This is a genomic window from Paraburkholderia strydomiana, from assembly GCF_031456815.1.
GTDB lineage: Bacteria > Pseudomonadota > Gammaproteobacteria > Burkholderiales > Burkholderiaceae > Paraburkholderia > Paraburkholderia caledonica.
Genome location: NZ_JAVDVL010000010.1, coordinates 242,122 through 266,808, shown reverse-complemented (window position 1 = coordinate 266,808; position 24,687 = coordinate 242,122). Strand labels below are relative to the sequence as shown.

Annotated in this window: 20 protein-coding genes and 1 pseudogene; 12 read left to right on the top strand and 9 right to left on the bottom strand. The window is 63.5% G+C overall.

Annotation, left to right across the window (positions count from 1 at the left end; genetic code table 11):
* Positions 1–198: 198 nt before the first annotated feature.
* Complete coding sequence (arfB, locus tag J2W46_RS25280) at positions 199–603, top strand: alternative ribosome rescue aminoacyl-tRNA hydrolase ArfB (RefSeq protein WP_310357197.1); 405 nt, start codon at positions 199–201, stop codon at positions 601–603.
* Here the strand turns inward: arfB and J2W46_RS25275 are convergent.
* A complete protein-coding gene (locus J2W46_RS25275; protein WP_020070104.1) occupies positions 600–1,925 on the bottom strand; it encodes an EAL domain-containing protein in 1,326 nt (441 codons plus the stop codon). The two genes, arfB and J2W46_RS25275, sit on opposite strands and share 4 nt — an antisense overlap.
* 550 nt (positions 1,926–2,475) lie before the next feature.
* Between J2W46_RS25275 and J2W46_RS25270 the strand changes: the two genes are divergently transcribed.
* The gene (locus J2W46_RS25270; protein ID WP_020070105.1) at positions 2,476–2,766 is read left to right on the top strand and encodes a putative quinol monooxygenase; all 291 of its coding nucleotides are present in this window, start codon (positions 2,476–2,478) and stop codon (positions 2,764–2,766) included.
* A 96-nt stretch (positions 2,767–2,862) separates the two neighbouring features.
* Here J2W46_RS25270 and J2W46_RS25265 read toward each other — a convergent pair whose 3' ends face one another.
* The 3 genes from J2W46_RS25265 to J2W46_RS25255 form a co-directional block, all read right to left on the bottom strand.
* Complete coding sequence (locus J2W46_RS25265) at positions 2,863–3,120, bottom strand: hypothetical protein (RefSeq protein WP_006052974.1); 258 nt, start codon at positions 3,118–3,120, stop codon at positions 2,863–2,865.
* 221 nt (positions 3,121–3,341) lie between these two features.
* Positions 3,342–3,581, bottom strand: coding sequence for a hypothetical protein (locus J2W46_RS25260; protein ID WP_020070107.1), 240 nt, complete (start codon positions 3,579–3,581; stop codon positions 3,342–3,344).
* Between the two features lie 217 nt (positions 3,582–3,798).
* On the bottom strand, positions 3,799–4,476 hold the full coding sequence (locus J2W46_RS25255; RefSeq protein WP_042318584.1) for a YdcF family protein: 678 nt from the start codon (positions 4,474–4,476) through the stop codon (positions 3,799–3,801).
* Positions 4,477–4,784: 308 nt separating this feature from the next.
* Here J2W46_RS25255 and J2W46_RS25250 point away from each other — a divergent pair, with 308 nt between their 5' ends.
* Positions 4,785–5,108 carry a hypothetical protein gene (locus J2W46_RS25250; RefSeq protein WP_027777282.1) on the top strand — a complete coding sequence of 108 codons (324 nt, stop codon included), beginning with the start codon at positions 4,785–4,787 and terminating at the stop codon, positions 5,106–5,108.
* 379 nt (positions 5,109–5,487) lie between these two features.
* Here the strand turns inward: J2W46_RS25250 and J2W46_RS25245 are convergent, their stop codons facing one another.
* Positions 5,488–5,742, bottom strand: a complete 255-nt coding sequence (locus J2W46_RS25245) for a hypothetical protein (RefSeq protein ID WP_027777281.1) — start codon at positions 5,740–5,742, stop codon at positions 5,488–5,490.
* Positions 5,743–6,299: 557 nt separating this feature from the next.
* A pseudogene (locus J2W46_RS25240) lies at positions 6,300–6,695 on the bottom strand (transposase); the annotation flags it as partial.
* 408 nt (positions 6,696–7,103) lie between these two features.
* Between J2W46_RS25240 and J2W46_RS25235 the strand changes: the two are divergent.
* The 9 genes from J2W46_RS25235 to truB all read left to right on the top strand — a co-directional run bounded on the left by J2W46_RS25235 (position 7,104) and on the right by truB (position 19,989).
* The gene (locus J2W46_RS25235) at positions 7,104–8,006 is read left to right on the top strand and encodes a LysR family transcriptional regulator (protein ID WP_310357192.1); all 903 of its coding nucleotides are present in this window, start codon (positions 7,104–7,106) and stop codon (positions 8,004–8,006) included.
* A 250-nt stretch (positions 8,007–8,256) separates the two neighbouring features.
* Positions 8,257–9,483, top strand: a complete 1,227-nt coding sequence (locus J2W46_RS25230) for a pyridoxal phosphate-dependent aminotransferase (protein ID WP_310357187.1) — start codon at positions 8,257–8,259, stop codon at positions 9,481–9,483.
* 348 nt (positions 9,484–9,831) lie between these two features.
* Positions 9,832–10,974, top strand: a complete 1,143-nt coding sequence (scpB, locus tag J2W46_RS25225; RefSeq protein ID WP_310357184.1) for an SMC-Scp complex subunit ScpB — start codon at positions 9,832–9,834, stop codon at positions 10,972–10,974.
* Positions 10,975–11,038: 64 nt separating this feature from the next.
* A complete protein-coding gene (gene rluB, locus J2W46_RS25220) occupies positions 11,039–12,946 on the top strand; it encodes a 23S rRNA pseudouridine(2605) synthase RluB (protein WP_310357181.1) in 1,908 nt (635 codons plus the stop codon).
* Between the two features lie 485 nt (positions 12,947–13,431).
* Positions 13,432–13,890, top strand: a complete 459-nt coding sequence (gene rimP / locus J2W46_RS25215; RefSeq protein ID WP_007182297.1) for a ribosome maturation factor RimP — start codon at positions 13,432–13,434, stop codon at positions 13,888–13,890.
* Positions 13,887–15,362 (top strand): transcription termination factor NusA, encoded by a 1,476-nt coding sequence (nusA, locus tag J2W46_RS25210; RefSeq protein ID WP_020070115.1) that lies wholly within the window; start codon positions 13,887–13,889, stop codon positions 15,360–15,362. Before rimP ends, nusA begins: the two co-directional genes overlap by 4 nt.
* 94 nt (positions 15,363–15,456) lie before the next feature.
* Entirely contained in the window at positions 15,457–18,402 is a 2,946-nt protein-coding gene (gene infB, locus J2W46_RS25205; RefSeq protein ID WP_310064978.1) for a translation initiation factor IF-2, read from the top strand.
* A 177-nt stretch (positions 18,403–18,579) separates the two neighbouring features.
* Positions 18,580–18,945, top strand: coding sequence for a 30S ribosome-binding factor RbfA (gene rbfA, locus J2W46_RS25200; protein WP_027777275.1), 366 nt, complete (start codon positions 18,580–18,582; stop codon positions 18,943–18,945).
* Positions 18,946–19,053: 108 nt separating this feature from the next.
* Positions 19,054–19,989, top strand: coding sequence for a tRNA pseudouridine(55) synthase TruB (gene truB, locus J2W46_RS25195; RefSeq protein WP_310357179.1), 936 nt, complete (start codon positions 19,054–19,056; stop codon positions 19,987–19,989).
* A 150-nt stretch (positions 19,990–20,139) separates the two neighbouring features.
* On the opposite strand, the gene J2W46_RS25190 is transcribed toward truB, so the two are convergent.
* From J2W46_RS25190 to J2W46_RS25180, 3 genes are all read right to left on the bottom strand, one after another.
* On the bottom strand, positions 20,140–21,702 hold the full coding sequence (locus J2W46_RS25190) for a DHA2 family efflux MFS transporter permease subunit (protein WP_020070119.1): 1,563 nt from the start codon (positions 21,700–21,702) through the stop codon (positions 20,140–20,142).
* Between the two features lie 31 nt (positions 21,703–21,733).
* Positions 21,734–22,990, bottom strand: coding sequence for an EmrA/EmrK family multidrug efflux transporter periplasmic adaptor subunit (locus J2W46_RS25185; RefSeq protein ID WP_310357177.1), 1,257 nt, complete (start codon positions 22,988–22,990; stop codon positions 21,734–21,736).
* 99 nt (positions 22,991–23,089) lie between these two features.
* On the bottom strand, positions 23,090–24,658 hold the full coding sequence (locus J2W46_RS25180) for an efflux transporter outer membrane subunit (protein ID WP_310357174.1): 1,569 nt from the start codon (positions 24,656–24,658) through the stop codon (positions 23,090–23,092).
* Positions 24,659–24,687: the final 29 nt, after the last annotated feature.

The following is a 24,687-nucleotide window of genomic DNA, read 5'->3' as shown; positions in this document are numbered from 1 at the left end:
ATGAATCGCGATCCCGCCGGCGACTGCTGCATCGCCAGCCAGGCGCGGGACATGCGTCTGTCCGTTCACGCCGCACCGTTCGGGCTGCGCTAGCCGATGCTGCAGATCCCCGGCATCGGCCGAATCGCGCGCGCCAGAGCGCAAAGGTTGCGCCGCTCCCCGCCATCTACATTTGAGTGTTTTCTTCAATCTAGCGTCATGACATCCCGCTATTTCATTCCGCCGAACGAGGTCGAACTGACCGCAGTGCGTGCGCAAGGAGCGGGTGGTCAGAACGTCAACAAGGTGTCGAGCGCGATCCAGCTGCGCTTCGACGTGCGCGCTTCGTCGTTGCCCGAAGTGCTCAAGATGCGCCTGCTCGCGTTATCCGATCGCAGGATCACGCGTGAGGGCGTGGTGGTCATCAAGGCGCAGGAACACCGGACTCAGGAACTGAATCGGGCGGCGGCGCTCGCGCGGCTCGATGAACTCGTGGAAAGCGTCAGCGTGACGCGCAAGCCGCGCGTTGCGACGCGGCCGACACGCGCATCGAATGTACGGCGTCTCGAGAGCAAGCTAAGGCGCAGCGAGATCAAATCGGGCCGCAGCCGCGTGGACGACTAACGAGGCCGTCCGCCCGCGCGCAACCCTATTGCGGGACCGGCCGGCATCGTCGGCACGAAGTCGACGCACAGCACGTGCGTCTTGCCGTCGCGGTCGAAGGCGAGCGCCGCGGTATAGCAGTCTTCGCCGTCCGCGAGCGAGTAGTGCGGACCCATCATCGCGACGCGTCCGCGTGCGGCCAGCGCGTGCTTGAGATAGGCGCGCCGCGACCAGTTGCTGCAAGCGCTGCTCGCGATCGGTGCGAGCCGCTGGGGCGGCGGCGGTACGAAGGCGGCGGTGACGGATGCCTGGGTCTGCTGACCGTGCTCGTCGGTGATGAACACCCGGCGCGCCTCGCCCAGGTGCCACACGTTGTGCGCGGCCTGCTGCAGGTCGCCCGTCGTCCGGTAAGCCTCGGCGGCGGCCATGACCGCTTCGGCGAAACCTTCGAAGCCGAGTTGCTTGTGACGCGCATGCGCGCGCTCGTACTCCGCGAACTTGCCCCACATCGACTCGATCTGCGCCGGCACTCTCGCAATGGCCGCCTCGACCGAACCATTGGGCTGGCCGAGCCAGAAACCCTGGACGAAATCGACGTCGGCCTGCATCAGGATCATCAGTTCCTCGTCCGTTTCGACGCCTTCGGCGAGCACCAGCGTGCCGGACTGATGCAGCATCGCGATCAGATGGCCGATCATCGAGTCGTCGCCTTCGCGTTTGCCGGCGCGTGCAACGAGCGAGCGGTCGAGCTTGACGATGTCCGGCCGGAAGCGCCACACGCGGTCGAAGTTCGAGAAGCCGGTGCCGAAGTCGTCGATCGCGATCAGAAAATCGCGAGGCTGCGAGGCGGCCAGCATGCTGGCGACGGCGGACTCGTCGTCGGCGGGCTGCTCGAGCACTTCGATCACGATACGTTCCTGCGGCAGGCCGAAGTGCGCGGACAACTCGTCGATGAAAGTGCGCTGCGGCCAGCCGGTCTCGAACACCTGCGGCCGCGTATTGAGGAACAGCCATCCGCTACTGATGCCTTGCTCCATGAAATTGGCGACGTGCAGGCAACGCGCGATGCGGTCGAGTTCGCGGGCGTCGGCTGCCGAGCGGGTGCCCGAAAAGAGAACCTCGGGCGAAACGGGCAGGCCGACCGGATCGAATGCGCGCAGCAGTGCCTCGTAGCCGACCACGCACTGATGCGTGACCGACAGCACTGGCTGAAACACGCTATGCAGCGTGAGCGCGCGCCACGTTGCGGTCCAGCCCGATTCGTCCCGGACCAGATGAGGAAGCAGGCCGCTCAGACTGACGTCGCTGACGGATGGCATAAATACGGGCGAGAGAGCGGACATGGTGGCATCGCGGCAATCGGGTAACGGGGTGCGTACGCAGACTCGGCGCACAGCGGATGCGCAACGTAATACTCAACGCGGACGCCCGCACCGCGCAGTGGGACGAACCCTGGAACGCTGAGAGCAGTGCCAGCCATGCGAACTCCGCGGAGTGGTCAAAATGAGTCTAGCAGCTTGCAAATTGCATGAATGTGCGGGCTGTCACAGAGGAGCGAACGAGCCAGGCCACCTGCGAGATGACGTGGCCACTCGCCGATGACGCAGGCCGCGGCGCCGGGTTTGGCTCGCCGCCGTTCCGGGCTGTGCCGCCTCGCGTCAATCCGGACCGACGGCCATCCGGCATTCGTGAGCTTGCATGAGCCGAGGGTAGCAGGGCGGGCCGTGCATGCCCGCCAAACTTCAGTTCCTGATGCTTATTGCATATCGAACCGATTCGGGCGCGGGTGTTCCTAGGCTGTTCCTTGATCGCACGCTGTGCACGTTGCGGAGTCGCCTGCAGCACCGGCGAGCGGCGGGTATGCTGCTGCTTTTCGTGAGATGGAGAGAAAGGATGTCGGAAATCGCGGTGGTCGCAATTTCAGTGGCGAAACCTGGCTATGAAGAGCAGTTGCGCGAGGCGCTCGAAGGTATTGTCGGACCGACGCGCAACGAGCAGGGCGCGCTTCAGTACGACTTGCATCGCGACGTTCAGGAGCCGCGGCGCTTCGTGTTTTTCGAGCGTTGGGAAAGTCAGGAGGCGCTGGCCGCGCACGCCAGATCCGCGCACATCACGGCCTACAAGGCGGCAGTGGCGGACTGGGTGGAACACGCTGAAATTCGCGTTGTGACGAAGATTCTGTAAGTCTTCCGCGCAACTGCAGACTGTCAGGGCGCGTCACGTTCGTACGGCGAGTGATTGCCGGGCCGGTGCCGGCCCGAGCGACGCTCGCCGTCGACGTTAATGCGTGGCTTGCGGCACGTCGAGAATCAGGATGATGGTCCAGTCCGCTTCGCCATCGTGATGATATTGGCGCTCGGCGACGATAAACGGTTGCTGCTTGCCGTCCGGGCCGAGAAACAGCACGTCGCCTTCCATCGGCAGGCATTCGACGGGAGGCAGCGCAAGGAACGCTTCCTGACCGCCGCGCGGCATCAATTTTTCAATTTTGCGGGATGCTGCTTCGGTCCATTCGATATCAAGCTGGATGTTGCTCATGCTGTCCTCCGCACCAGGGTGCGCACGGTTAGATTCCGGCAGGGCGCCGGTCGGTGCGCGACTTTAGCATACCGGGCATCGCGCGCCGGCCGGTGCATCAGACAATAAAAAAGCCGAAACCGGCGGTGCCGGCTTCGGCTTTTTCACCTTCGCGGCGAGGCCGCAGGTGCACTCACCCCGTGCGCCAGAAAGCGCCGGCTGCCGGCGTGTCTGACGACCGCTTACGAACTCGACGCGTCGGACTTCATGCCTTTCTTGTGATGCGGCGAGCTCTTGTGATGCTTCATGGGTGCAGGCGCGCTTTCCATGGTTTGCGGGCGATTTTGCAATTCCTGCGCGCGCTGCTCGACGTCGGCTGCCCGTGCCGGGTCGGTGCTCATCGTCACGCCGCTTTCCTGCGCGTAAGCCGCGCCGGTTACGGCACCGAGGGAAATCAGGATCGCGAGGGACACTTTCTTCATTGCTACCTCCGCAGAGTGGTTGTGGACCCAGGTACGTGTCTGTCCATGGGAAGGACAGTTCATTCTAGTCAGCAATATGCGCTCCAGCGGGGTGCTTTGTAACCGCGAGCGCGCGGGCTTACATCTTGTTACTTGACGCGTATGCATAGCGCCTGGATATGCGCTCGACGCTTCGCGTGTTCTCGTCGCGGGGCAGATCGGCGGGTAGCACCTCGCGTCAGAAAAGACCAATGGCGCTGTACACGTGATATTGCGCGATGCCGATAAGCTCATGCAGCGCGATCTCCGCGTTCACCAGGTTGGAGTAGCGCGGCAGCAGGCCGAGATGGGCGCGGCGCGAGCTGGAGATCAGCGGCTGTGGAAAGAGGCCGAAATGCTGGAAGTCGAGCATCGCACGCGGCATGTGGTACGCCGAAGTGACGAGTATCAAGGAATCGTAACGTGACTGGCCGACAATAGCGGATACGTTGCGCGCATTTTCGTAGGTCGTCCGGCTACGGTTTTCCAGCACGATGTCCGCGCGCGGCACCTGTTCGCGTAGCAGGTACGGCAGGTAGGTGTCGGCTTCCGTCGCGGGATGCCGCTGCGGATTGCCGCCGCTGACGATCACGCTGCAGACGCTTGCGGCGCGCTTGCACGCCGCGTAGTTCTTAGCGCTGACGTCGATGCGCGTCATCACGTCTCGCGGCGGCACGAGCACCTTGTCGCGGTTGTACACGGTGCCGCCGCCGAGCAGGATGATCGCGGTGCGCGGGGCGAACTGTGCGGGCGTGCTGGTTTGCGCCTGCGGCTGGGCGAGGCGCAGTAAGGGTGCTGTTAGCCACCCGGCCGAAACCAGCCAGAAGAAGGCAATTGTGCAAAAGGCGAGAGGGCGTCGAGCGCGCTTCCATATCACGATTGCTGCAAAAAAAAGCGCTAATAAAATGAATAGAATCAATTTAGATGGGGTAACGTATGTCTTTCGGGATTAAATCTTCGAGCCTGCTATCGCGCCGCAGCGGTTGCATCGTCGGCTCGCAGGTAGAACGCTAACATGCCGTTCTGACGGGGGTTCCGAATCAAGACCAAGGCAGCACCTGGCGGAATTCGGCCGTAGCACTTGCGGCCAGCTTCCAGCCACGGGCGGGTGCCAGGCGCGTCACTGGTGGCGCGGTGACGTGTTGGCATAGATGTGTCATAGCTGCACTTTAAGAAAGAAGTGAGATGACCACGTATTCCAACGAAGCGGTACTCGAAGCGCTGCGGCGAGCGCAATATCGCCAGGTGCCATGGGCCAGACGGCCCGGCGTCTTCCAATATCTTCGCGCGCTAGGCCTCATGGACACAGTTCGGCAGCGCACTGTCGCGCCGGCGCCGGGCTTTCATGCCCCTGTCGACATTGCCGTCCTCACAGAGCGAGGCCGCGCAGAATTCGCCCGGCTCTCACACGACGAGGGCCTTCTCACCTGGACCGCGCAGCGCATGAACGACTACGTTCTTGCTGCAGTGGAGAGCCGTTCACCGATGCCGCTCGAAGCTCGCACGTAGCTGTTCAGCGCAGCTGGAGCAGCCTCTACGATCCTTCATGGCCAGAACGTCCCTGTTGACCGAATGGCTTGCTGGCCTGCGCGGCTACACGCTCTAGTCGGCCTCCTATGCTTCCGGTCTCCGGCCGCCACGCGGACGGAGACCTGTCACGTCTTCCTTGAATCCTCAACCCATCCGGCTTGCAAGCGCAGATCCGGCGCGAGCAAAAAAAAGCCCGTATCACGAAGATACGGGCGTACCGGAATTACTGCTGCCACGCTGTGCTAATGGCGTTAAGTCAGACCGGTGACGCGAGCCGTGGTTCCCGGATATTCGCTGTCCATTCGCGGCGCTTTCGCTTTCACTTGTGCGCTCGCTGGCGCGCTGCGCACGCCGCGACCTAACGGCGGCGCGACGGCTCGCCGTGCGGCGCTTCAGGCCGCGCGCGCACGTTGCTCGCGATATCGCCGCGCAAGTCGCCCCGCGGCGTGGGCGGCGTGAACTCGCGGCTACGCGCAGCGCTTTGCTGCCATGCCTCCATCGAAGCCGTTCGATCAGGGCGCCAATTCCAACCTTGCGGGCGTTCTTGCGCGAGCGTCGATGCGGCCATTGATGAAAGCACAATGCCGCACAAAAGCAGTGACATTGGTTTCATGCTGAGCTCCCGTCCAAGCCCCGTGCATACCAGGCATGTTTGCATACCCATAAGGTATGTCCGCAGACGAAAGCACGCTGTAAGTAATGGTAAATGGATGTTTCATCCGCAACTCTCGCGTTGGTTCGGACGTCTGAGGCAGGCGCAGGCGGAGTCGAACAGGTGGTCGCAACGGCAGCGGAAGCTCGCTCGTCGCGTTAGTGTTTTGCCAAGGGATGGGGAGCCTGTCGCAGCTGCCGTGAAGAGGCGTGCGAAAACGGTCGGCAGGGGGAGTCGCTGAAACGCGGAGTCGAGCGACGCCGCGAAGTGAAGCCGTGGTACCAGGCCGGCTCGAACAGCCGTCCTAAATGCAATGTCGGCAGTCAGCCTGCCGGCAATGAAGCCGTCGGAACCGAAGTCCCCGCAACGAAGCTATCGGAACGCAAACCGTCCGAAGCGCTACCGTCGAATTAAGCCGCCGAACCGAGGCCGTCGAAGAAACCCGCCGGGCAGTCGCCGGGCGGTTCCAGATATGCTTCGGGCGCCCGCAGGCGCCCGGAGACAGACGATTTCGCTTAAGCCATCTTGACCGGCGCGCGCCACGATTCCGGATTGGTCCAGAATGCGCCGCGCAGACGGTCACGGCTCGGCGGTGCCGGCGGCTTCGCCGCGGTCGCGCCAATGCGTCCGCGCAGCGAGATTTCGCGTCCGCTCGTGCCCAGTCGCTTAACTATTTCGGCGAGCGTACCATCGGCTTGCCACTCGTCGAAACGGCGGCGGCAGGTCGGCGGCGACGGATAGCGGCCCGGCAGTTTGGACCAGCCTTCGCCTGTCGACAGCACCCACAGCACGGCGTTGACGACGGCGCGCGCTTCGACGCGCGGTCGACCGCGACGCTCGCTCCGTGCAGGCTCCGCACAGAACAACGCCTCGACCAGCGCCCACTCGTTGTCTCTCAAATCGTCGAACAGCATCATGTTTCACCTCAGCGAAGCTAACTCCGGTGCGCTGCCCCGCGCCGCGCACTCTCCACGCACTCGATAGGCGAGTGCCAAGGGGGTCGGGTTTGCCACGGTCTGCTATGCAGTCAGAAGTCATGGCGCCGACCCTGTGAGCATGTAAATGCAGGATGTGTGCCAAGTTGAGTCCAACCGCCTGAAAGCCCCGTGACAGCGGGCCAGCGCGGGCGCTAGCTAGGGCCGTATGAGAATCCAAAAAACCCATCTCGCAAATCGGGACAATCACCAATCTTGTGCAGCCAGGCCCGCAGCGCGTGCGTTTGCGCCTTATTGCTGCATTGCAGCGGCATCGTGAAATGCGGTGCTGGGCGGCCACGGACGGGTACAATGCGCATCAAACAATGCCATTGATGAGCCGACTAAATGAATGTCACGCTGCGCCAGCTAAGGGTTTTCATCGAGGTCGCGCGCCTGCAGAGCTTTAGTCGCGCGGGCGATGAAATCGGCTTGACGCAATCCGCGGTGAGCCGTTGTGTGCGTGAACTGGAAGGGGAAATCGGCCTGAAACTGATCGACCGGACAACCCGCGAGGTGCAGCTCACCGACGTGGGCGGCAATCTGGTCGCGAGCGTGTCGCGCCTTCTGATCGACCTGGACGACGCATTGCGCGAAATTCGCGAAATCGGCGAGCAGCGTCGTGGGCGCGTCGTCGTGGCCGCAAGTCCGACTGTTGCCTGCCGGCTGATGCCTGGCGTGCTGGCGTCATGTAGCGAGCGCTTTCCGCACATTGCGCTCGGCTTGCGCGACGACGTGCAAAGCGACGTCGTGCGCAAGGTCAAATCCGGAGAGGTGGATTTCGGCATGGTCATCGGTCCGTTTGCCGCCGACGATCTGTTGAGCGAATCCCTCATGACCGACTCTTTCTGCCTCGTGTGTCGCGACGATCATCCGCTCGCGCGGCAGAAGGAAATAGGCTGGGCCGATCTCGAGGGCCAGCCGCTCGTCATGCTCGATTACGCGTCCGGCAGCCGGCCGATCATCGACGCCGTCATGCACGAGTACGGTGTGAACGCCAACGTGGTGCAGGAACTGGGGCATTCCGCGACGGTTTTTGGGCTCGTCGAGGCGGGCATTGGCGTGAGCGTGCTGCCGTGGCTCGCGTTGCCGTTGCCCGCGGGCGCCGCACTGGCCGCGCGGCCCCTGGTGCCGCGGGCTGAGCGCACGGTCGAACTGGTGCGGCGTCGCGATCGCTCGCTGTCGCCGGCAGCTGAGGCAGTATGGGATCTGATCCGCGAATTACCGGCGCGGGCCGAGGATCTGACCTGATTCGATCAATGGACAGCACCCTTTCGGGGCTTGCGGCGGCACGAATGTCGGATGCTCCTGACCGTCGCCTTCGTGGCTCCGTGCCCGCGGCGTGTGCGTGGCTCGGCGTCTGGACGCTGGACGCCAGGCTAAACTCCCGTCTGCGCTCGCTGCCGGTTGTGCCCGCCCCGAGCGCTATATCTGACATTCCCGTTGACGCTTAGCCCTTTGCTTAGCCATTTTTCTATCTCGACATCACCTGGAAGCCTCGATGAGCGAATCGGAATTCTCCGTGCCATCCCTCCCTAACGCGCGCGATGCGGTGCGCGCGCTGCGTCCCTCGCAGATCCGCGAAGTGGCCAACGCCGGCTTTGGCGTCGCCGACGTGCTGCCTTTCTGGTTCGGAGAATCCGACCGCGTGACGCCGGCCTTTATCCGCGACGCCGCAAGCGCCGCGCTGTCCGCGGGCGCGACGTTCTACACGCACAATCTCGGCATTGCGCCGCTGCGCTCGGCGCTCGCGGACTACGTGAGCGAACTTCACGGCAAGACGACGCTGGACCATATCGCCGTGACGAGCGCGGGCGTGAACGCGCTGATGCTCGCGGCGCAACTGGTGGTAGGCGCGGGTGACCGTGTGGTTGCCGTCACGCCGCTGTGGCCGAATCTCGTCGAAATTCCGAAAATTCTCGGCGCGCATGTCGAAACAGTCTCGCTCGACTACGGCGAACATGGCTGGCAGCTCGACGTGGAGCAATTGCTGGCAGCGCTTACGCCCGACACCCGCATGCTGCTCGTCAACTCGCCGAACAACCCGACCGGCTGGGTGATGACCCGTGAGCAGCAGCAGGCGGTGCTCGCACATTGCCGACAGCACGGTATCTGGATCGTCGCGGACGAGGTCTACGAGCGTCTCTATTATCCAGACCATTCCGACGATGGCGAAAGCGTAGTGGGCGCCCGCACCGCACCGTCGTTTCTCGATCTCGCCACGCGCGACGAGCGCGTGATCTGCGTGAACTCGTTTTCAAAGGCGTGGCTGATGACCGGCTGGCGGCTCGGCTGGATCGTCGCACCGGTCAGCCTGATGGACGATCTGGGCAAGCTGGTGGAGTACAACACGTCGTGCGCGCCGGCTTTCGTGCAGCAGGCGGGAATCGTTGCAGTCGAGCAGGGCGAGCGTTTCACGCAGGAACTGGTGCGCGAATTGAAGGCGTCGCGCGACCATCTCGTGCGGGCGTTGTCGTCCGTACCCGGCATCGACGTCAAGGCGCCCGCCGGCGCCATGTATCTCTTTTTCTCGATGACGGGCGCCTCGCGCAGTCTGGAACTCTGCAAAGCCATGGTGCGGGAAGTGGGCTTGGGGCTCGCGCCGGGCAGCGCATTCGGTCCGCAGGGCGAGGGGTTCCTGCGCTGGTGCTACGCGTGCGACGTGGCGCGGCTCGACGCCGGCGTCGAGCGCCTGAAGCAGTTTCTGGCATTGCATCGAACGTCGTAGTCTGCGCGTGGCGCGCGGAAGAACCTCGACGGCAAGCCCACTCCGGCAAATGCAGGCGCGTTGCGCAGGCAGGCGCCGGCTCACGCATTACGCGCCGATGCGGCGGGCATTTTGTCCTTGGGTTCGGCTTTACGCACCGATTGTTTTTGCGTAATATGGCGCTCAGTCACGCGATTCCTGTCCGGAATATCGCTGCTCCGTCCGGCTGGGTTTGGCTCGATAGTCTGTTTCGCCTCCCCCCGGTGCGTGCTCCCATCAATATGACCGATCAGAATCGGGCGAGCGCGTCTTCAGTTCCACATCGTCTGTTTGATCCGGTTCTTTGACCACAGGGTCTGACCTAGCTGCATGAATACCCAAGAGGCGAAGATCGTCCTCGAGACAGCCTTGATCTGCGCGCAGGAGCCGTTAAAACTCGGCGATTTGCGCAAGCTCTTTGCCGACGGCGTGTCGGCAGACACCGTTAGGACTTTGCTCGAAGACCTGAAACAGGATTGGTCGGGGCGCGGTGTGGAGTTGGTCGGGCTGGCGTCGGGCTGGCGGTTTCAAAGCAAGCCCGCGATGCGTTCGTATCTGGATCGTTTGCATCCCGAGAAACCGCCGAAATACTCGCGCGCGGTGCTCGAAACGCTCGCGATCATTGCGTACAGGCAACCGGTTACGCGCGGCGACATCGAAGAGATTCGCGGCGTCACGGTGAACACGCAGGTCGTGAAGCAGCTCGAAGACCGTGGCTGGATCGAGGTGATCGGGCATCGCGACGTGCCGGGACGTCCCGCGCTGTACGCGACAACGCGCCAGTTCCTCGACGACCTCGGTCTGCGGGCGCTAGACGAGTTGCCACCGCTCGCCGACCCGTCGGCGCAACTGAATGCGGATCTGCTGGGCCAGCATGCAATCGAGTTTTCCGACGTCGAATCCGCGGAGACACCGGCGTCGAACGAAGCGAGCGAGCACATCGCGCTCGAACAGCCTGAGGCAACCGGCGCAGAAGCACCAAGCGACGCTGAGCAGGCGGCAGGAACGGAAATCGCTGCGGAAAAGGGTGAGACACACGAGGGTGAGGCACACGAAGCGCAGCATGTCGATGGCGTGCAGCTGGAGCCCGCTGAGCGGCTGGAAGCGGCGGCTGAGAGAACCGCGAGCGTCGACAGCCACGAGAGCGTTGACCACGTCTCACCCGAATTAAAGGCAGCGCCTGAAACGGCGGGCGAACCGGGCAAACCTGGCGAGGCGGCTACGCCGACGCCCACCGAAGCGGCAAACGTTGCACCGCTACCCGGCGTCGCAGAGTCTGAAGTGAATCAAGATCCGGTCTCCCAGGCCGATCCGGCAATACCCGCGCACGGTTCGGGCGTACTCCGCGATAAGGAGCACGCCGCCGAACCGAACTCGACCACGGCGGCGCGCGGCGATCAGGAAGATCGTCGCGATGCTGCACAGGACGCAGGCATTCTGACCGACGACGAACCCGAGTCGCGCAGCGCTTGACGTAACCGAACTTTTTTTGCCGCGCCCGCAATGGGCGCGCGCGACCTGACATTTTGAGGTTGTTTTGACACATACCCACGACACCGATTCGTCCGAATCCGAGCGCGCCGTGCCGTCGGCGCGCGCTGACGAAACGCGCACCACGCAAGCGTCGGCAGGCGAGGGCGAGCGCCCGGCGCAGACCACGGAAGCAGACGGCGAGGACCGTCCGCGCCGCGGCCTGCGTCGCGGACCGCGCAGCCTGATCGCCCGGCGCCGCGCCGGGGCCAAGACGAAGGCCGCGGAAGGCGCGCCTGGGCAGGCCGCGCCGGTCGTCGCCGAGGCTCCGCCGGACGGCGAAGTCGTGGCGAAGGTGCGCATGCCGCGTAAAGAGGCGGGTGCGAAAGGTCAAGGGCCGCGCCGCAATGCGGGCGGTCAGAAACGCGAAGGCCAGCGCGAAGGCGCGCCTCGCGAAGGCGGCACCCGCGAGACCGCTGCTCGCGAAGGTCAGCGCGAAGGTCAGCGCGAACGCCAGCCGCGTGCAGGCGGTCAGCGCCAGAACCGTCGAGGCGGCGAAGCCCCGACGGCAGCGGCCGACGCGACTCAGGACGACTTGTTCTCGTATGTGACGTCGCCGGCATTCGACGCCGACAACAGCACGACGGGCGGCGTACGCGCACCCATGCTGCGCGGTGGCAAGCCGGCCGCGCCCAAGCGCGTGCTCGCTGCCGACGACGACGCGCCGAAGCTCCACAAGGTGCTGGCTGAAGCCGGCATGGGTTCGCGACGCGATATGGAAGAGTTGATCGTCGCGGGCCGTGTGTCGGTCAACGGCGAGCCGGCTCACATTGGCCAGCGCATCATGCCGACCGATCAGGTGCGCATCAACGGCAAGCCGGTCAAGCGCAAGCTCGCCAACAAGCCGCCGCGCGTGCTGCTGTATCACAAGCCGACCGGCGAGATCGTGAGTCACGCCGATCCGGAAGGCCGGCCGTCGGTGTTCGACAAGCTGCCCCCCATGAAGACCGCCAAGTGGCTCGCAGTCGGCCGCCTCGACTTCAATACCGAAGGTCTGCTGATGCTGACCACTTCGGGCGATCTCGCGAACCGCTTCATGCACCCGCGCTACAGCGTCGAGCGTGAGTATGCGGTGCGCGTGGTCGGCGAGCTCGCCGAAGGCATGCGTCAGAAGCTGCTGCACGGCGTCGAACTCGAAGACGGTCCGGCCAACTTCCTGCGTATCCGCGATGGCGGCGGCGAAGGCACGAATCACTGGTATCACGTTGCGCTTGCTGAAGGGCGTAATCGCGAAGTGCGTCGTATGTTCGAGGCTGCGGGGCTGATGGTCAGCCGCCTGATCCGTACGCGCCATGGCCCGATTTCGCTGCCGAAGGGCTTGAAGCGCGGCCGTTGGGAAGAACTCGAAGACAACCAGGTGCGTGCGCTGATGGCGTCGGTGGGACTCAAGGCGCCGAGCGAGGAGCGCGGTAGCCGCGGCTCCGCGCCGGAGCGCAAGCAGCCCGATCCGATGCAGACGTCGATGGGCTTCATCAGCCGCGAACCGGTGCTGATGTCGCATAGCCGCTTTGAACAACAGCCGCGCGGTCAGGGCCGACGTGGTGCGGCGGGCGGCGGCTTTGGCGGCGGCGCGGGGGCGGGTTTCGGCGGCGGTTACGGCAATCGCGGTGCTGGTCGTGGCGCTGGTGGCTTCGGCGGTCCGGGCGGCGGCGCGGGTGGTGCCGGTGGTGCCGGTGGTGCGCGGGGCGGCCGTGACGTCGACGGTAATCGCGCGCCTTCCGGCGGCGGCAATCGGGCTGCGGGCGTCGGCAAGCGCGCCGGCGGCAACGGCCCGAATCCCGGCGGCGGCAATCGGGCGCCGGGCGGCAATCGCCCGAATTCAGGCGGCGGCAACCGCGCGGGTGGCGGCAACGCCAGCCCGGGCGGTGCTAACCGAGGTGGCGGCGCGCCTCGCGGCCGTTCGCGCGGACGGTAATCGCGAGGCATCGGCTGGCGTTGCGCATGCGTTACAACGATATGCAACGCTCGCCGTCATGACTCGGTGTACGTCTTCCGTTGCCTGGAAACGCTTGGACACGTGACGCACGCAGGCTGTGCAGGCGGAAGTAGGGGCAGGTTGTCTCGCCCCAGCTTGCAAAAGTCGCGAGGCGTCGCCATATCGTCCAAAGATCCCCATGAAATCAGGCGGAAATGCGCTTGGCACGGCGTTCTGTGGTTTGCGTTTGTCCTGAAAAATGGCTACAATCGCGAAGTCGCTGGGCGTGCGGCTTTTCATGTGCGGCTCAGGTGCGACCACCGGTAATAAGATGATGGGCGTTTAGCCCATTTTTTTTTGCCGCTCAGTTCATCGTGGTTCGTCATCTCGGGTAGCACGAACGTGCGCCGGCCAGGCGCGCGGCCCGCATTGGTTGTTTGCAGAACAAGCGGCAGGCTCGCTGCGCGAACATCTAAGAGGGCACTGTGCAACTGACGGAACTGATTGAAACCACGGTCGTGGGACTCGGCTACGAGCTCGTCGATCTCGAGCGCACCGGGCGCGGCATGCTGTGTATTTATATCGACCAGCCGGCCGGCATCGCGATCGAAGACTGCGAGAAAGTCACGCGTCAGCTCCAGCACGTACTGACGGTCGAAAATATCGATTATGAGCGGCTCGAAGTATCGTCGCCGGGGCTCGACCGTCCGCTGAAAAAACTGGCGGATTTTGAACGCTTCGCAGGCAGCGAAGTGGTAATCACATTGAAAAAGCCATTGGACGGACGGAAATCGTACCGGGGTATTTTGCATGCTCCGCAAGGCGAGACCATCGGTCTGGAATTTGAAGGGAAGGAAGGCGCCGCGATGCTCGATTTCACGCTCGCGGACATGGACAAAGCACGCCTCGTTCCGAAAGTTGACTTTAGGAGCCGCAAACAATGAGTCGCGAAGTGTTGATGCTGGTGGATGCGCTGGCACGCGAGAAGAACGTCGATAAAGACGTGGTATTTGCCGCGCTCGAAGCGGCCCTCGCTTCGGCCTCCAAGAAACTCTTCGACGAAGACGCGGATATTCGCGTCCATATCGACCGTGAAAGCGGCGAGCACGAAACGTTTCGTCGCTGGAAAGTGGTGCCTGACGAAGCCGGTCTGCAAGAGCCCGATCAGGAAATCCTGCTGTTCGAAGCACGCGAGCAGAAGCCCGAAATCCAGCTCGACGAATACATCGAAGAACCGGTGCCGTCGATCGAATTCGGCCGTATCGGCGCGCAGGCAGCCAAGCAGGTGATCCTGCAGAAGGTGCGCGACGCTGAGCGTGAACAGATCCTGAACGACTTCCTCGAGCGCGGCGAGCACATCATGACCGGCTCGGTGAAGCGTCTCGACAAGGGCAACTTCATCGTCGAAACCGGCCGTGTGGAAGCACTGCTGCGCCGTGACCAGCTGATCCCGAAGGAAAACCTGCGCGTGGGCGACCGCGTGCGCGCCTATATTGCCAAGGTCGATCGCACCGCCCGCGGTCCGCAGATCGAACTGTCGCGTACGGCGCCCGAATTCCTGATGAAGCTGTTCGAGATGGAAGTGCCGGAAATCGAACAGGGCCTTCTCGAAATCAAGGCGGCGGCGCGTGATCCAGGCGTGCGCGCGAAGATCGGTGTGGTCGCTTATGACAAGCGCATCGATCCGATCGGCACCTGCGTCGGTATTCGCGGTTCGCGAGTGCAGGCCGTGCGTAACGAGCTCGGTGGCGAAAACGTCGACATCGTGCTATGGTCGGAGGATCCCGCTCAGTTCGTGATCGGCGCGCTCGCGCCGGCAGCCGTCCAATCGATCGTCGTCGACGAAGAAAAGCATTCGATGGACGTCGTCGTGGACGAAAACGAACTGGCGGTCGCGATCGGCCGCAGCGGCCAGAACGTGCGTCTTGCCAGCGAACTCACCGGCTGGCAGATCAACATCATGACGCCGGACGAATCTGCACAAAAGCAGAATCAGGAACGTGGCGTTTTGCGTGACCTGTTCATGGCGCGTCTCGATGTCGACGAGGAAGTTGCCGACATCCTGATCGACGAAGGCTTCACGAGCCTCGAAGAGATTGCCTATGTGCCGCTCAACGAAATGCTCGAAATCGAAGCGTTCGACGAAGACACCGTCCACGAACTGCGTAACCGCTCGCGCGACGCGCTGTTGACGATGGCAATCGCGAATGAAGAAAAGGTCGAAAATGTAGCGCTCGACCTGAAGAGCCTGGACGGTATGGACGCCGACCTGCTCGCGAAGCTGGCCGAACATCAGATCCAGACGCGCGATGAACTCGCCGAGCTGGCTGTAGATGAACTGGTCGAGATGACCGGAATGGAAGAGGATGCCGCTAAGGCGTTGATCATGAAAGCACGTGAACATTGGTTCCAGTGAGAAATGACCATGGCGCACTAAATTGAACGCGGCCGTCAGGCCGCATGACCCGATGCTAACCGCAAGGAATCGGTCCTTGCATTAAGAGGAATGAATGGCGAGTAACAACGTAGCCCAATTTGCCGCGGAACTGAAAATGCCTGCAGGCGTGCTGCTCGAGCAGCTGCAGGCGGCAGGCGTCACAAAAGCGAGCGAAGCCGACTCCTTGTCCGAAACGGACAAGGCGCGTCTGCTCGACCACTTGCGCAAGTCTCACGGCTCGACTGATGCAGACAAGCGCAAGATCACGCTGACGAAACGGCATACGTCGGAGATCAAGCAGTCCGATGCGACGGGCAAAGCTCGCACCATTCAGGTCGAGGTGCGCAAGAAGCGCACTTTCGTCCGCCGCGACGAAACCTCCGCTGATGGCGGAGATGCATCGAATCATGTGGCCGAGGCCGCCGAAGTTGACGATCTGGAACTTCAGCGTCGTGAAGAAGAAGCGCGTCACGCAGCCGAGTTGCTCGAGCAGCAGGCTCAGGAACTGAAGGCGCGTCAGGAGCAGCTCGAACGCGAAGAGGCCGAGCGCCAGGCACGCGAGCAGGCTGCCGAAGCCGAGCGCCGTCGCGCCGAAGAAGAGGCAGCGAAGAAGCGCGCAGCGGCTGCGGCCGAGGCGGCAGCTCGCGAGAAGGCGCAGCCGGCACCGCAAGTTGCGAAGGTCCAAACGGCGCCTGCCAAACCGGCGGAGCCGGTCGTCGCGAAAGACACCGAGCAGGACGACGAGCGAGCCGCTGCGGAGCGCGCGGCGCAACGCGAAGCCGCCAAGAAGGCGGAAGATGCAGCACGTCAAGCTGCGGAAAAGGCGCGCGCCGAGCAGGAAGAAATCGCCAAGCGCCGCGCGGCGGCCGAAGCCGAAGCGCGCGCGATTCGCGAAATGATGAACACGCCGCGCAAGGCGCAGGTCAAGGCGCCGGAACCGGCACCGAAGCCCGCAGAGCCGGCCAAGGCCGCTGAAGCCAAGGGCACGCTGCACAAACCGGCGCGTCCGGCTGGCGAAGCGCCGGCACGTCCGGCTGCCAGGAAGCCGGCTGCCGCGGCTCCGGCCGCCACGACCACGCCGTCCGTTGGCGACAAGAAGAAGCCGGGCGGCAAGGGCGGCTGGCAGGACGACGCAGCCAAGCGCCGTGGAATCAAGACGCGCGGCGATACGAGCGGCGGCGTCGACCGCGGCTGGCGCGGCGGCCCGAAGGGTCGCGGCAAGCATCAGGACCAGAACACTACGTTCCAGGCGCCGACCGAACCGATCGTGCGTGAAGTGCACGTGCCGGAAACCATCACCGTGGCCGATCTGGCGCACAAGATGGCAGTGAAGGCGTCTGAAGTCATCAAGTCGATGATGAAGCTCGGCCAGATGGTCACCATCAACCAGATGCTGGACCAGGAAACGGCGATGATCATCGTCGAAGAACTGGGCCATCACGCGGTTGCGGCCAAGCTGGACGATCCGGAAGCCATGCTGGTTGAAGGCGAAGTGTCGGATGCCGAAGCATTGCCGCGTCCGCCGGTCGTCACGGTCATGGGTCACGTCGACCACGGCAAGACCTCGCTGCTCGACTACATCCGCCGCGCGAAGGTTGCAGCGGGCGAAGCCGGCGGCATTACGCAGCACATCGGCGCTTACCACGTCGAAACGCCGCGTGGCGTGATCACGTTCCTCGACACGCCGGGCCACGAGGCCTTCACGGCCATGCGTGCCCGCGGTGCAAAGGCAACGGACATCGTCATTCTGGTGGTCGCCGCCGACGACGGCGTGATGCCGCAAACGAAGGAAGCGATCGCCCACGCGAAGGCAGGCGGCGTGCCGCTCGTCGTCGCGATCAACAAGATCGACAAGCCGGATGCGAATCCGGACCGCGTCAAGCAGGAACTCGTCGCAGAAGGCGTCGTGCCGGAAGAATACGGTGGCGATTCGCCGTTCGTGTCGGTGTCGGCCAAGACCGGCGCGGGCATCGACGACCTGCTGGAAAACGTGTTGCTCCAGGCCGAAGTGCTGGAACTGAAGGCACCGGTCGAAGCCCCGGCCAAGGGTCTGGTTATCGAAGCGAAGCTCGACAAGGGTAAGGGTCCTGTTGCAACGATCCTCGTCCAGTCGGGTACGTTGAACCGCGGTGACGTGGTGCTGGCAGGTAGCGCTTACGGTCGTGTGCGAGCCATGCTCGACGAAACCGGCAAGCCGACCAAGTCCGCCGGTCCGTCGATCCCGGTCGAAATCCAGGGTCTGTCGGAAGTCCCGCAGGCGGGCGAAGAAGTCATCGTCATGCCGGACGACCGCAAGGCGCGTGAAGTGGCGCTGTTCCGTCAAGGCAAGTTCCGCGACGTCAAGCTGGCCAAGCAGCAGGCCGCGAAGCTCGAGAACATGCTGGAGCAGATGGGCGAAGGCGAAGTGGCGTACATGCCGCTCATCGTCAAGGCCGACGTGCAAGGTTCGCAGGAAGCGTTGGTGCAGTCGCTGCTCAAGCTTTCCACCGACGAAGTGCGCGTGCAGATCGTGCACGGCGCCGTGGGCGGGATCAGCGAGTCCGACGTCAACCTGGCAACGGCTTCGAAGGCGGTCATCATCGGCTTCAACACCCGTGCAGACGCGCAGGCTCGCAAGCTGGCGGAAGCCAACGGTGTCGACATTCGCTACTACAACATCATTTACGATGCAGTGGATGAGGTGAAGGCCGCGATGTCCGGCATGCTGGCTCCGGAGAAACGCGAAGTCGTCACCGGGACGGTCGAAGTGCGTCAGGTCTTCAAGGTGCCGAAGATCGGCGCGGTGGCCGGCTGTATGGTCACGGACGGCTACGTCAAGCGCTCGTCGTCGGTGCGCGTGCTGCGCAACAACGTCGTCATCTTCACGGGCGAGCTGGATTCGCTCAAGCGTTTCAAGGACGACGTGAAGGAAGTCCGCCAGGGCTTCGAGTGCGGTATGTCGATCAAGAACTTCAACGACATCGTCGAAGGCGACCAGTTCGAAGTCTTCGAGGTCACCGAAGTCGCGCGTACGCTGTAAGTCACGCGGCACGGTTCCAAGGGGCGGAGCGGGCATCAACGCCCACTCCGCCCGTTGTTTTTTGGAGCCGCCGTTTCGCCTGTCCGCGGCCGTCGCGCCGCGCGAATGCCGCGATTTTTCCAGTTTCGCGGCCGCGAACCAATTTTTTGCATCCGCCAAAACGGATCACACAACACCATGCCTAAAAAACGTTCTTCACCCAATCGCAACGTGCAGATCGCTGATCAGATCCAGCGCGATCTGTCGGAATTGCTGCGCGAGGTCAAGGATCCGCGCATCGGCATCGTCACGATTCAGAGCGTCGAACTGACGCCGGACTACGCACACGCTAAGGTCTATTTCACGACGTTGACGGGCGACCCTCAACAGACGCTCGCGGCGCTCACGCATGCGGCGGGTCATCTGCATAATCAGCTGTTCAAGCGCCTGCATATTCACACGGTGCCGACGCTGCATTTCCATTACGACCAGACGATCGAGCGCGCCGTTGAAATGTCCCGTCTGATTGACGAGGCGAACGCCAATCGCGCGAAAGACGACTAAGCGCAGTCGGCGCACGCATCCCGAGCCGCGCCACGCTGCGTGCGGCAAGGCTTGGGTCGTCAAGGCGCAATATGCTGTTCCGGATTCCATAGAAACCCGTCTTCCCACATGACCGCACCTCAACGCCCCCGCGTGCCGCGCCGCGCGCTCGACGGCGTGCTGCTGCTGGACAAGCCGCTCGGCCTGTCCAGCAACGACGCACTGATTCGCGCGAAGCGCCTTTACCTGGCTAAAAAGGCCGGACATACCGGCACGCTGGATCCACTCGCGACCGGCCTGCTGCCGCTGTGTTTTGGCGAGGCCACCAAGTTTTCGCAAGATCTGCTCGAGGCCGACAAAACCTACGAGGCCACCATGCGTCTCGGCGTTCGCACCACCACTGGCGACGCCGAAGGGGAGCCGGTCGACACGCGCGCGGTGACGTGCGACGAGGCGGCGGTTCTTGCGGCGCTGCCGGCATTTGTCGGCGAAATCGTTCAGGTACCGCCGATGTACTCGGCGCTCAAGCGCGACGGCAAGCCGCTCTACGAATACGCGCGGGCCGGGCAGACAGTCGAGCGGGAAGGGCGCCAGGTGACGATTCACTCGCTCCAGTTGCTCGCTTGCGCGCTGCCCGATGTGACGTTCCGCGTCACTTGTAGCAAAGGCACGTATGTGCGTACGCTGGCAGAGGACATCGGCGAGGCGTTGGGTTGTGGGGCTCATCTGGTTGCCCTGCGGCGCACCGGCGTCGGCGCGCTGACGCTTGAGCATGCGGTGACGCTCGACGCGCTTTCGGATGCAACGGAAAGCGAGCGTGACGCGTGGTTGCAGCCGGTCGACGCCTTGCTGTCGACGTTCCCATCGGTGTATCTGGACGAAGATGCAACGCGGCGCTTTTTGCACGGTCAACGGCTGAAGCTTTCCGAACTGAGTCTGAGCGGCGAAGCGGCGAATGCGCAGCGCGTGAGGGTCTACGCCGCGCAAGGGCGTCTGCTGGGCGTCGCAAAACAGGGTGAGGGCGTGCTCGCGCCTGAACGCCTCGTCGTGACGACGGCGAACTAGTCCGGTCACGCGAACCGAAAGCGCGTCAGATACGCGTTCCGGCACGCAACTCAATCGAGCTGATTGCGCCGCTGCAGTGAAAAAGGCGGGACCGTTATAAAGCGGCCCCGCCTTTTTTGCATCTCGTCGTTCAGGGAATGAAACGCGAGATCAATGCGCCGCCGCGGCAGCGGCACCGGCGTCGCCGCCGGCCTTCTCCGGTTTCGTGACCCAGATCAGCGCGATCAGCGCCACGAAAATACCGGCGGAAATGAAGAAGATGTCGTTCACGCCGAGTTGCGCGGCCTGTTGCGTGGCCATCGAATTGAATAATCCATATGCTTGCGGCTGACTGAAACCCGCAGCGCCCATCTGGCGGATCGACTCGTCGAACACCGGGTTGTAGGCGTTGGCGCGCTCGGTCAATTGCGCGTGATGCATGATCGTCCGATGGTCCCATGCGGTCTGGAAAATCGACGTGCCAATGCCGCCGCACATAATCCGCACGAAGTTCGACAAGCCCGATGCCGCCGGTATGCGATTACCCGGCAAACCGGACAATGTGATCGAAACCAGCGGAATAAAGAAGCCGGCCATGCCGATGCCTTGAATCAGCGTGGGCAGTAGCAGCGAGTAGGTATCCACGCCAGTCGTATAACGCGAGCGCATCCAGAAGCACAGCGCAAATACGAGAAACGACAACGTCGCGATATAACGCGGATCGGTGCGCGGCAGGACCTTGCCTGTGATCGGCGACAGCAGCACGGCGAAGAGACCAACCGGCGCCATGACGAGACCGGCCTCGGTGGCCGTGTAGCCGATATCGGTTTGCAGCCACAGCGGCAGCAGAACCAGATTGCCGAAGTAGAGCCCGTAGCCGACCGACAGCGCAATCGTGCCGCCCGTGAAGTTTCGTTTGCTGAAGAGCGACAGGTCGACCACCGGATGCTCGGCCGTCAGTTCCCACACAATGAAGAACGCAAGCGCGATCACGGCGACCAGCGTCAACACGACGATGGTCGTAGACGAAAACCAGTCGAGGTCCTTGCCCTTGTCGAGCATGACCTGCAACGAGCCGACCCAGACGATCAGCAGGCCGAGACCGACACCGTCGATCGGCGCCTTTCTGACGACGGAATCGCGGTTGCGAAAGATCATCCACGTCGCGAGCGCGGCGATCGCGCCGACCGGAATATTGACGTAGAAGATCCAGGGCCACGAGATGTTGTCCGAAATCCAGCCACCAAGGATGGGGCCGGCGACCGGCGCGATCAGCGTGGTCATCGCCCACATCGATAACGCCATCGGCGCCTTGGCGCGCGGATAACTCGCGAGCAGCAGCGTTTGCGACAGCGGAATCATCGGGCCGGCCACCGCGCCTTGCAGCACGCGCGAGGCGAGCAGGAAGGGCAGAGTCGGCGCGAGGCCGCACATCCATGACGAAATCACGAACAGCACGATCGACGCCATGAACAGGCGCACCTGGCCGATGCGGTCGGTGAGCCAGCCCGTGAGCGGCACGGAGATCGCGTTGGCGACCGCGAACGACGTGATCACCCACGTGCCCTGATCGGCCGACACGCCGAGATCGCCAGATATGGACGGAATCGAAACGTTCGCGATCGACGTGTCGAGCACGTTCATGAAAACGGCGAGCGACACCGCGATGGTGCCGATCACCAGTTGCGCGCCCTCGAGCGGCGGGTGAGGGGCTTGCGCCTGAGCCTGAGCCATTCAGAAAGCCTTGTATGAGTCGCCGCGCGTCTTACATCAGTTTTGCAGATGCGGGCTTGCTGGATCCGGACTGCGCGGCTTTATGCGTGCCGGCTTTCGGACCGGCGTTTTCCGCGATGATGCGAGCAATTTCCGCGTCGGCTTCGTCGCCATATTTAGCAAACACGTCCGTCTGATAGACGGTGTTCTGTGCGTTGCCCAACTGGCCGCCGTTCTCGTCCTTGATGCTTACGTCGGCTTGCATCGACAGGCCGATACGCAGCGGATGCTTTTCGAGTTCCTGCGGATCGAGCGCGATTCGCACCGGCAGACGCTGCACCACCTTGATCCAGTTGCCGGTGGCGTTCTGCGCGGGCAGCAGCGAGAACGCCGATCCCGTGCCCGCCGAGAAACCCACCACCTTGCCGTGATAGACGACCGACGAACCGTAGACGTCGGCCGTCAGTTCGACCGGCTGGCCGATGCGCATGTGCTTGAGCTGCACTTCCTTGAAGTTGGCGTCGACCCAGACGGCGCCGAGCGGCACGATGGCCATGAGCGGCGTGCCCGGCGAGACGCGCTGTCCGACCTGGACCGAGCGTTTCGCGACATAGCCGGTGACCGGTGCCGGCAGCGTGTTGCGCGCATTGTTCAGATACGCGTCGCGGACCTTCGCGGCGGACGCCTGCACGTTCGGGTGATTCGCGATCGTGGTGTTGGCGGTCAGCGCGCGGTTCGATGCCAGTTGCTGCTGAGCAGCTTCGACGGCGGCTTGCGCGCTCTTGACGGCATCACGTGCGTGCGAAATTTCTTCCTGCGACACGGCGCCGGTTTGCGCAACCGTCAGACGGCGCTTCAAGTCGTCCTGAGCGCGCGAGAGGTCGGACTGGCGCTGCGCAACTTGAGCCTGGTACTGGTTGTCGTCGGCGAAGAGACCGCGCACCTGGCGCACCGTCTGCGCAAGATTCGCTTCTGCCTGATCGAGCGCGACGCGGGCGTCGGCCGGATCCAGCACGACGACCGGGTCGCCGGCCTTGACCGTTTGCGTATCGTCGGCGTTCACCGCGACCACGGTGCCCGTGACTTGGGGCGTGATCTGCACGACATTGCCGTTCACGTACGCGTCGTCGGTGTCTTCGTGAAAGCGCGCCACGAGGAAATAGTACAGACCATAGGCGATCGCGGCGATCAGGATCACGATGACGAGCAGCGTCATCATGCGCTTGCGTTTGCCGCTGTTCGCCGGTTGTGCCGGTTTGTTCGGCTGTGCCGGTTGGTTGTTAGCCGCGGGCTGTTGGGGGGTGCTCATTGATGTGCTCCGGGTTCTCTCAAACGTCGTCGTTTATTCGGATGTTCGTGTGTGGTCTGTTGCGGTCGATACGGTTGCGTGACGGCGCGATCAGTCGCGTCAGTTCACAGCGGCGGTCGCAGCCGGGGCGGATGACACGCCCGCCGCCGACGTAGAGACTGGTACCGCTGAGCTCGATGCTGCTGCGGCCGGTGCCGGCGCGTCAGTCGGCACGACCAAGCCTGTCTGCGTCGCGTCGAAACCGCCGCCCAGCGCCTTGACGAGCCCGATCTGCATGTCGCGGCGACGCATCTTGAGCGTGGTAACCGTCTGTTCGGCGGAAAGGCGGTTCTGGTCGGCGGTCAATACCTGCAGTTGCGGAGACAGGCCGGCCTTGTAGCGGATCACGGCCAGTTCGTATGCCTTCGTCGATGCGTCGAGTGCGCGTTGAGCGTCGCCCGCTTGCTGGTCGATCGAGCGGATCGACGACACCTGCGTCGCGACATCCGACAACGCATTGATCAGCGTCTGGTTGTAGTTCGCCACGTTCAGCTCGAAATCCGCATAACGGCCCTTCAATTGCGAGCGCAGCGCGCCTGCGTCGAAGATCGGCAGGTGAATCGCCGGACCGAACTGGATCTGGCGGCTGCCGGCTGTGAGGAATCGGCCCCAGCCGAACGCGTCGAAGCCGAAGCCGGCTGCGAGGTTCACGTCCGGAAAGAATTCCGCCTTCGCTTCCTTGACGTCATGCATCGCCGCTTCGACTTGCCAGCGCGCAGCGACAATATCCGCGCGACGAGCGACCAGATCGGCCGGCAGATTGTCCGGCAGCGCGACTGTATTGCCGACGCCGAGCGCAGGCTGTGCAATTTGCAGGCCGCGATCCGGGCCCTTGCCGAGCAGCGCGCCCAATTGATAACGCACCACGGTGATCTGGCCGTCCAGATCGCTCAGGCTCGCCTGGCTCGACGCGATATTGCCCGTTGCGGTCTGACGCTCGACGTTCGTATCGAGACCGGCCGCAACGCGACCGTTCGTAATGCGGCCGATATCCTGACGGTTGGCGATTTCGCGTGCGGCGATGTCGCGCAGCGCATAGAGCTGGGCAAGCTGGTTATACGTGCTCGCCACGGACGCCGCGAGCGTCACGCGCGCCTGCTGCATGTCGGCCTCGGCCGCCTTTTCCTGCGACACAGCCTGGCCGAGGCGCTGACGGTTCTTGCCCCACAGGTCGAGATCCCACGAAGCGCTCGCGAGCACGTTGTTCTCGCTATACCAGGTGCCGCCGTACGGAGGCGGGTAGAGCGCGTTGCCCGAGAACAGTTCGCGCGTCCACGAATAGCTGCCGTTGACTTTCGGGTAAAGCGCCGAGCGCGAGGTTTCGATGTACGACGACGCCTTTGCGAGACGCGCCTGCGCCTGCGCGATCGACGGGCTGCCTTCCAGCGCTTCGGCAATCAGCTTGGGCAACTGCGGATCGCCGAACTGGTTGGCCCAGTCGAGCGACGGCCACTGGCCGCTCTGGCCCGCGAGACTCTGGGTGGACTCATATTGCGCCGGCGACGAAATCTGCTTGTCGCTTTTGACACCGAAGTAGTTCGCGCACCCAGTGAGGGCGAGCGCTGCCACCGCGGCGGCGACAGCGGCCCGGCTCGAAAACGCGGGCGCGGACAGGGAAAGGGATTTCATCGCTCGACTCTTTGAGTGGAATGTAATGA

What these genes read in the sequence shown, in the direction of transcription:
- nusA (WP_020070115.1), top strand. Translation starts at nt 13,887, where the DNA reads ATGAGTCGCGAAGTGTTGATGCTGGTGGATGCGCTGGCACGCGAGAAG.
- infB (WP_310064978.1), top strand. Translation starts at nt 15,457, where the DNA reads ATGGCGAGTAACAACGTAGCCCAATTTGCCGCGGAACTGAAAATGCCT.
- scpB (WP_310357184.1), top strand. Translation starts at nt 9,832, where the DNA reads ATGAATACCCAAGAGGCGAAGATCGTCCTCGAGACAGCCTTGATCTGC.
- J2W46_RS25180 (WP_310357174.1), bottom strand. Translation starts at nt 24,658, where the DNA reads ATGAAATCCCTTTCCCTGTCCGCGCCCGCGTTTTCGAGCCGGGCCGCT.
- J2W46_RS25190 (WP_020070119.1), bottom strand. Translation starts at nt 21,702, where the DNA reads ATGGCTCAGGCTCAGGCGCAAGCCCCTCACCCGCCGCTCGAGGGCGCG.
- J2W46_RS25245 (WP_027777281.1), bottom strand. Translation starts at nt 5,742, where the DNA reads ATGAAACCAATGTCACTGCTTTTGTGCGGCATTGTGCTTTCATCAATG.
- J2W46_RS25250 (WP_027777282.1), top strand. Translation starts at nt 4,785, where the DNA reads ATGACCACGTATTCCAACGAAGCGGTACTCGAAGCGCTGCGGCGAGCG.
- arfB (WP_310357197.1), top strand. Translation starts at nt 199, where the DNA reads ATGACATCCCGCTATTTCATTCCGCCGAACGAGGTCGAACTGACCGCA.
- J2W46_RS25230 (WP_310357187.1), top strand. Translation starts at nt 8,257, where the DNA reads ATGAGCGAATCGGAATTCTCCGTGCCATCCCTCCCTAACGCGCGCGAT.
- J2W46_RS25265 (WP_006052974.1), bottom strand. Translation starts at nt 3,120, where the DNA reads ATGAGCAACATCCAGCTTGATATCGAATGGACCGAAGCAGCATCCCGC.
- J2W46_RS25270 (WP_020070105.1), top strand. Translation starts at nt 2,476, where the DNA reads ATGTCGGAAATCGCGGTGGTCGCAATTTCAGTGGCGAAACCTGGCTAT.
- J2W46_RS25260 (WP_020070107.1), bottom strand. Translation starts at nt 3,581, where the DNA reads ATGAAGAAAGTGTCCCTCGCGATCCTGATTTCCCTCGGTGCCGTAACC.
- J2W46_RS25235 (WP_310357192.1), top strand. Translation starts at nt 7,104, where the DNA reads ATGAATGTCACGCTGCGCCAGCTAAGGGTTTTCATCGAGGTCGCGCGC.
- J2W46_RS25275 (WP_020070104.1), bottom strand. Translation starts at nt 1,925, where the DNA reads ATGTCCGCTCTCTCGCCCGTATTTATGCCATCCGTCAGCGACGTCAGT.
- J2W46_RS25185 (WP_310357177.1), bottom strand. Translation starts at nt 22,990, where the DNA reads ATGAGCACCCCCCAACAGCCCGCGGCTAACAACCAACCGGCACAGCCG.
- truB (WP_310357179.1), top strand. Translation starts at nt 19,054, where the DNA reads ATGACCGCACCTCAACGCCCCCGCGTGCCGCGCCGCGCGCTCGACGGC.
- rbfA (WP_027777275.1), top strand. Translation starts at nt 18,580, where the DNA reads ATGCCTAAAAAACGTTCTTCACCCAATCGCAACGTGCAGATCGCTGAT.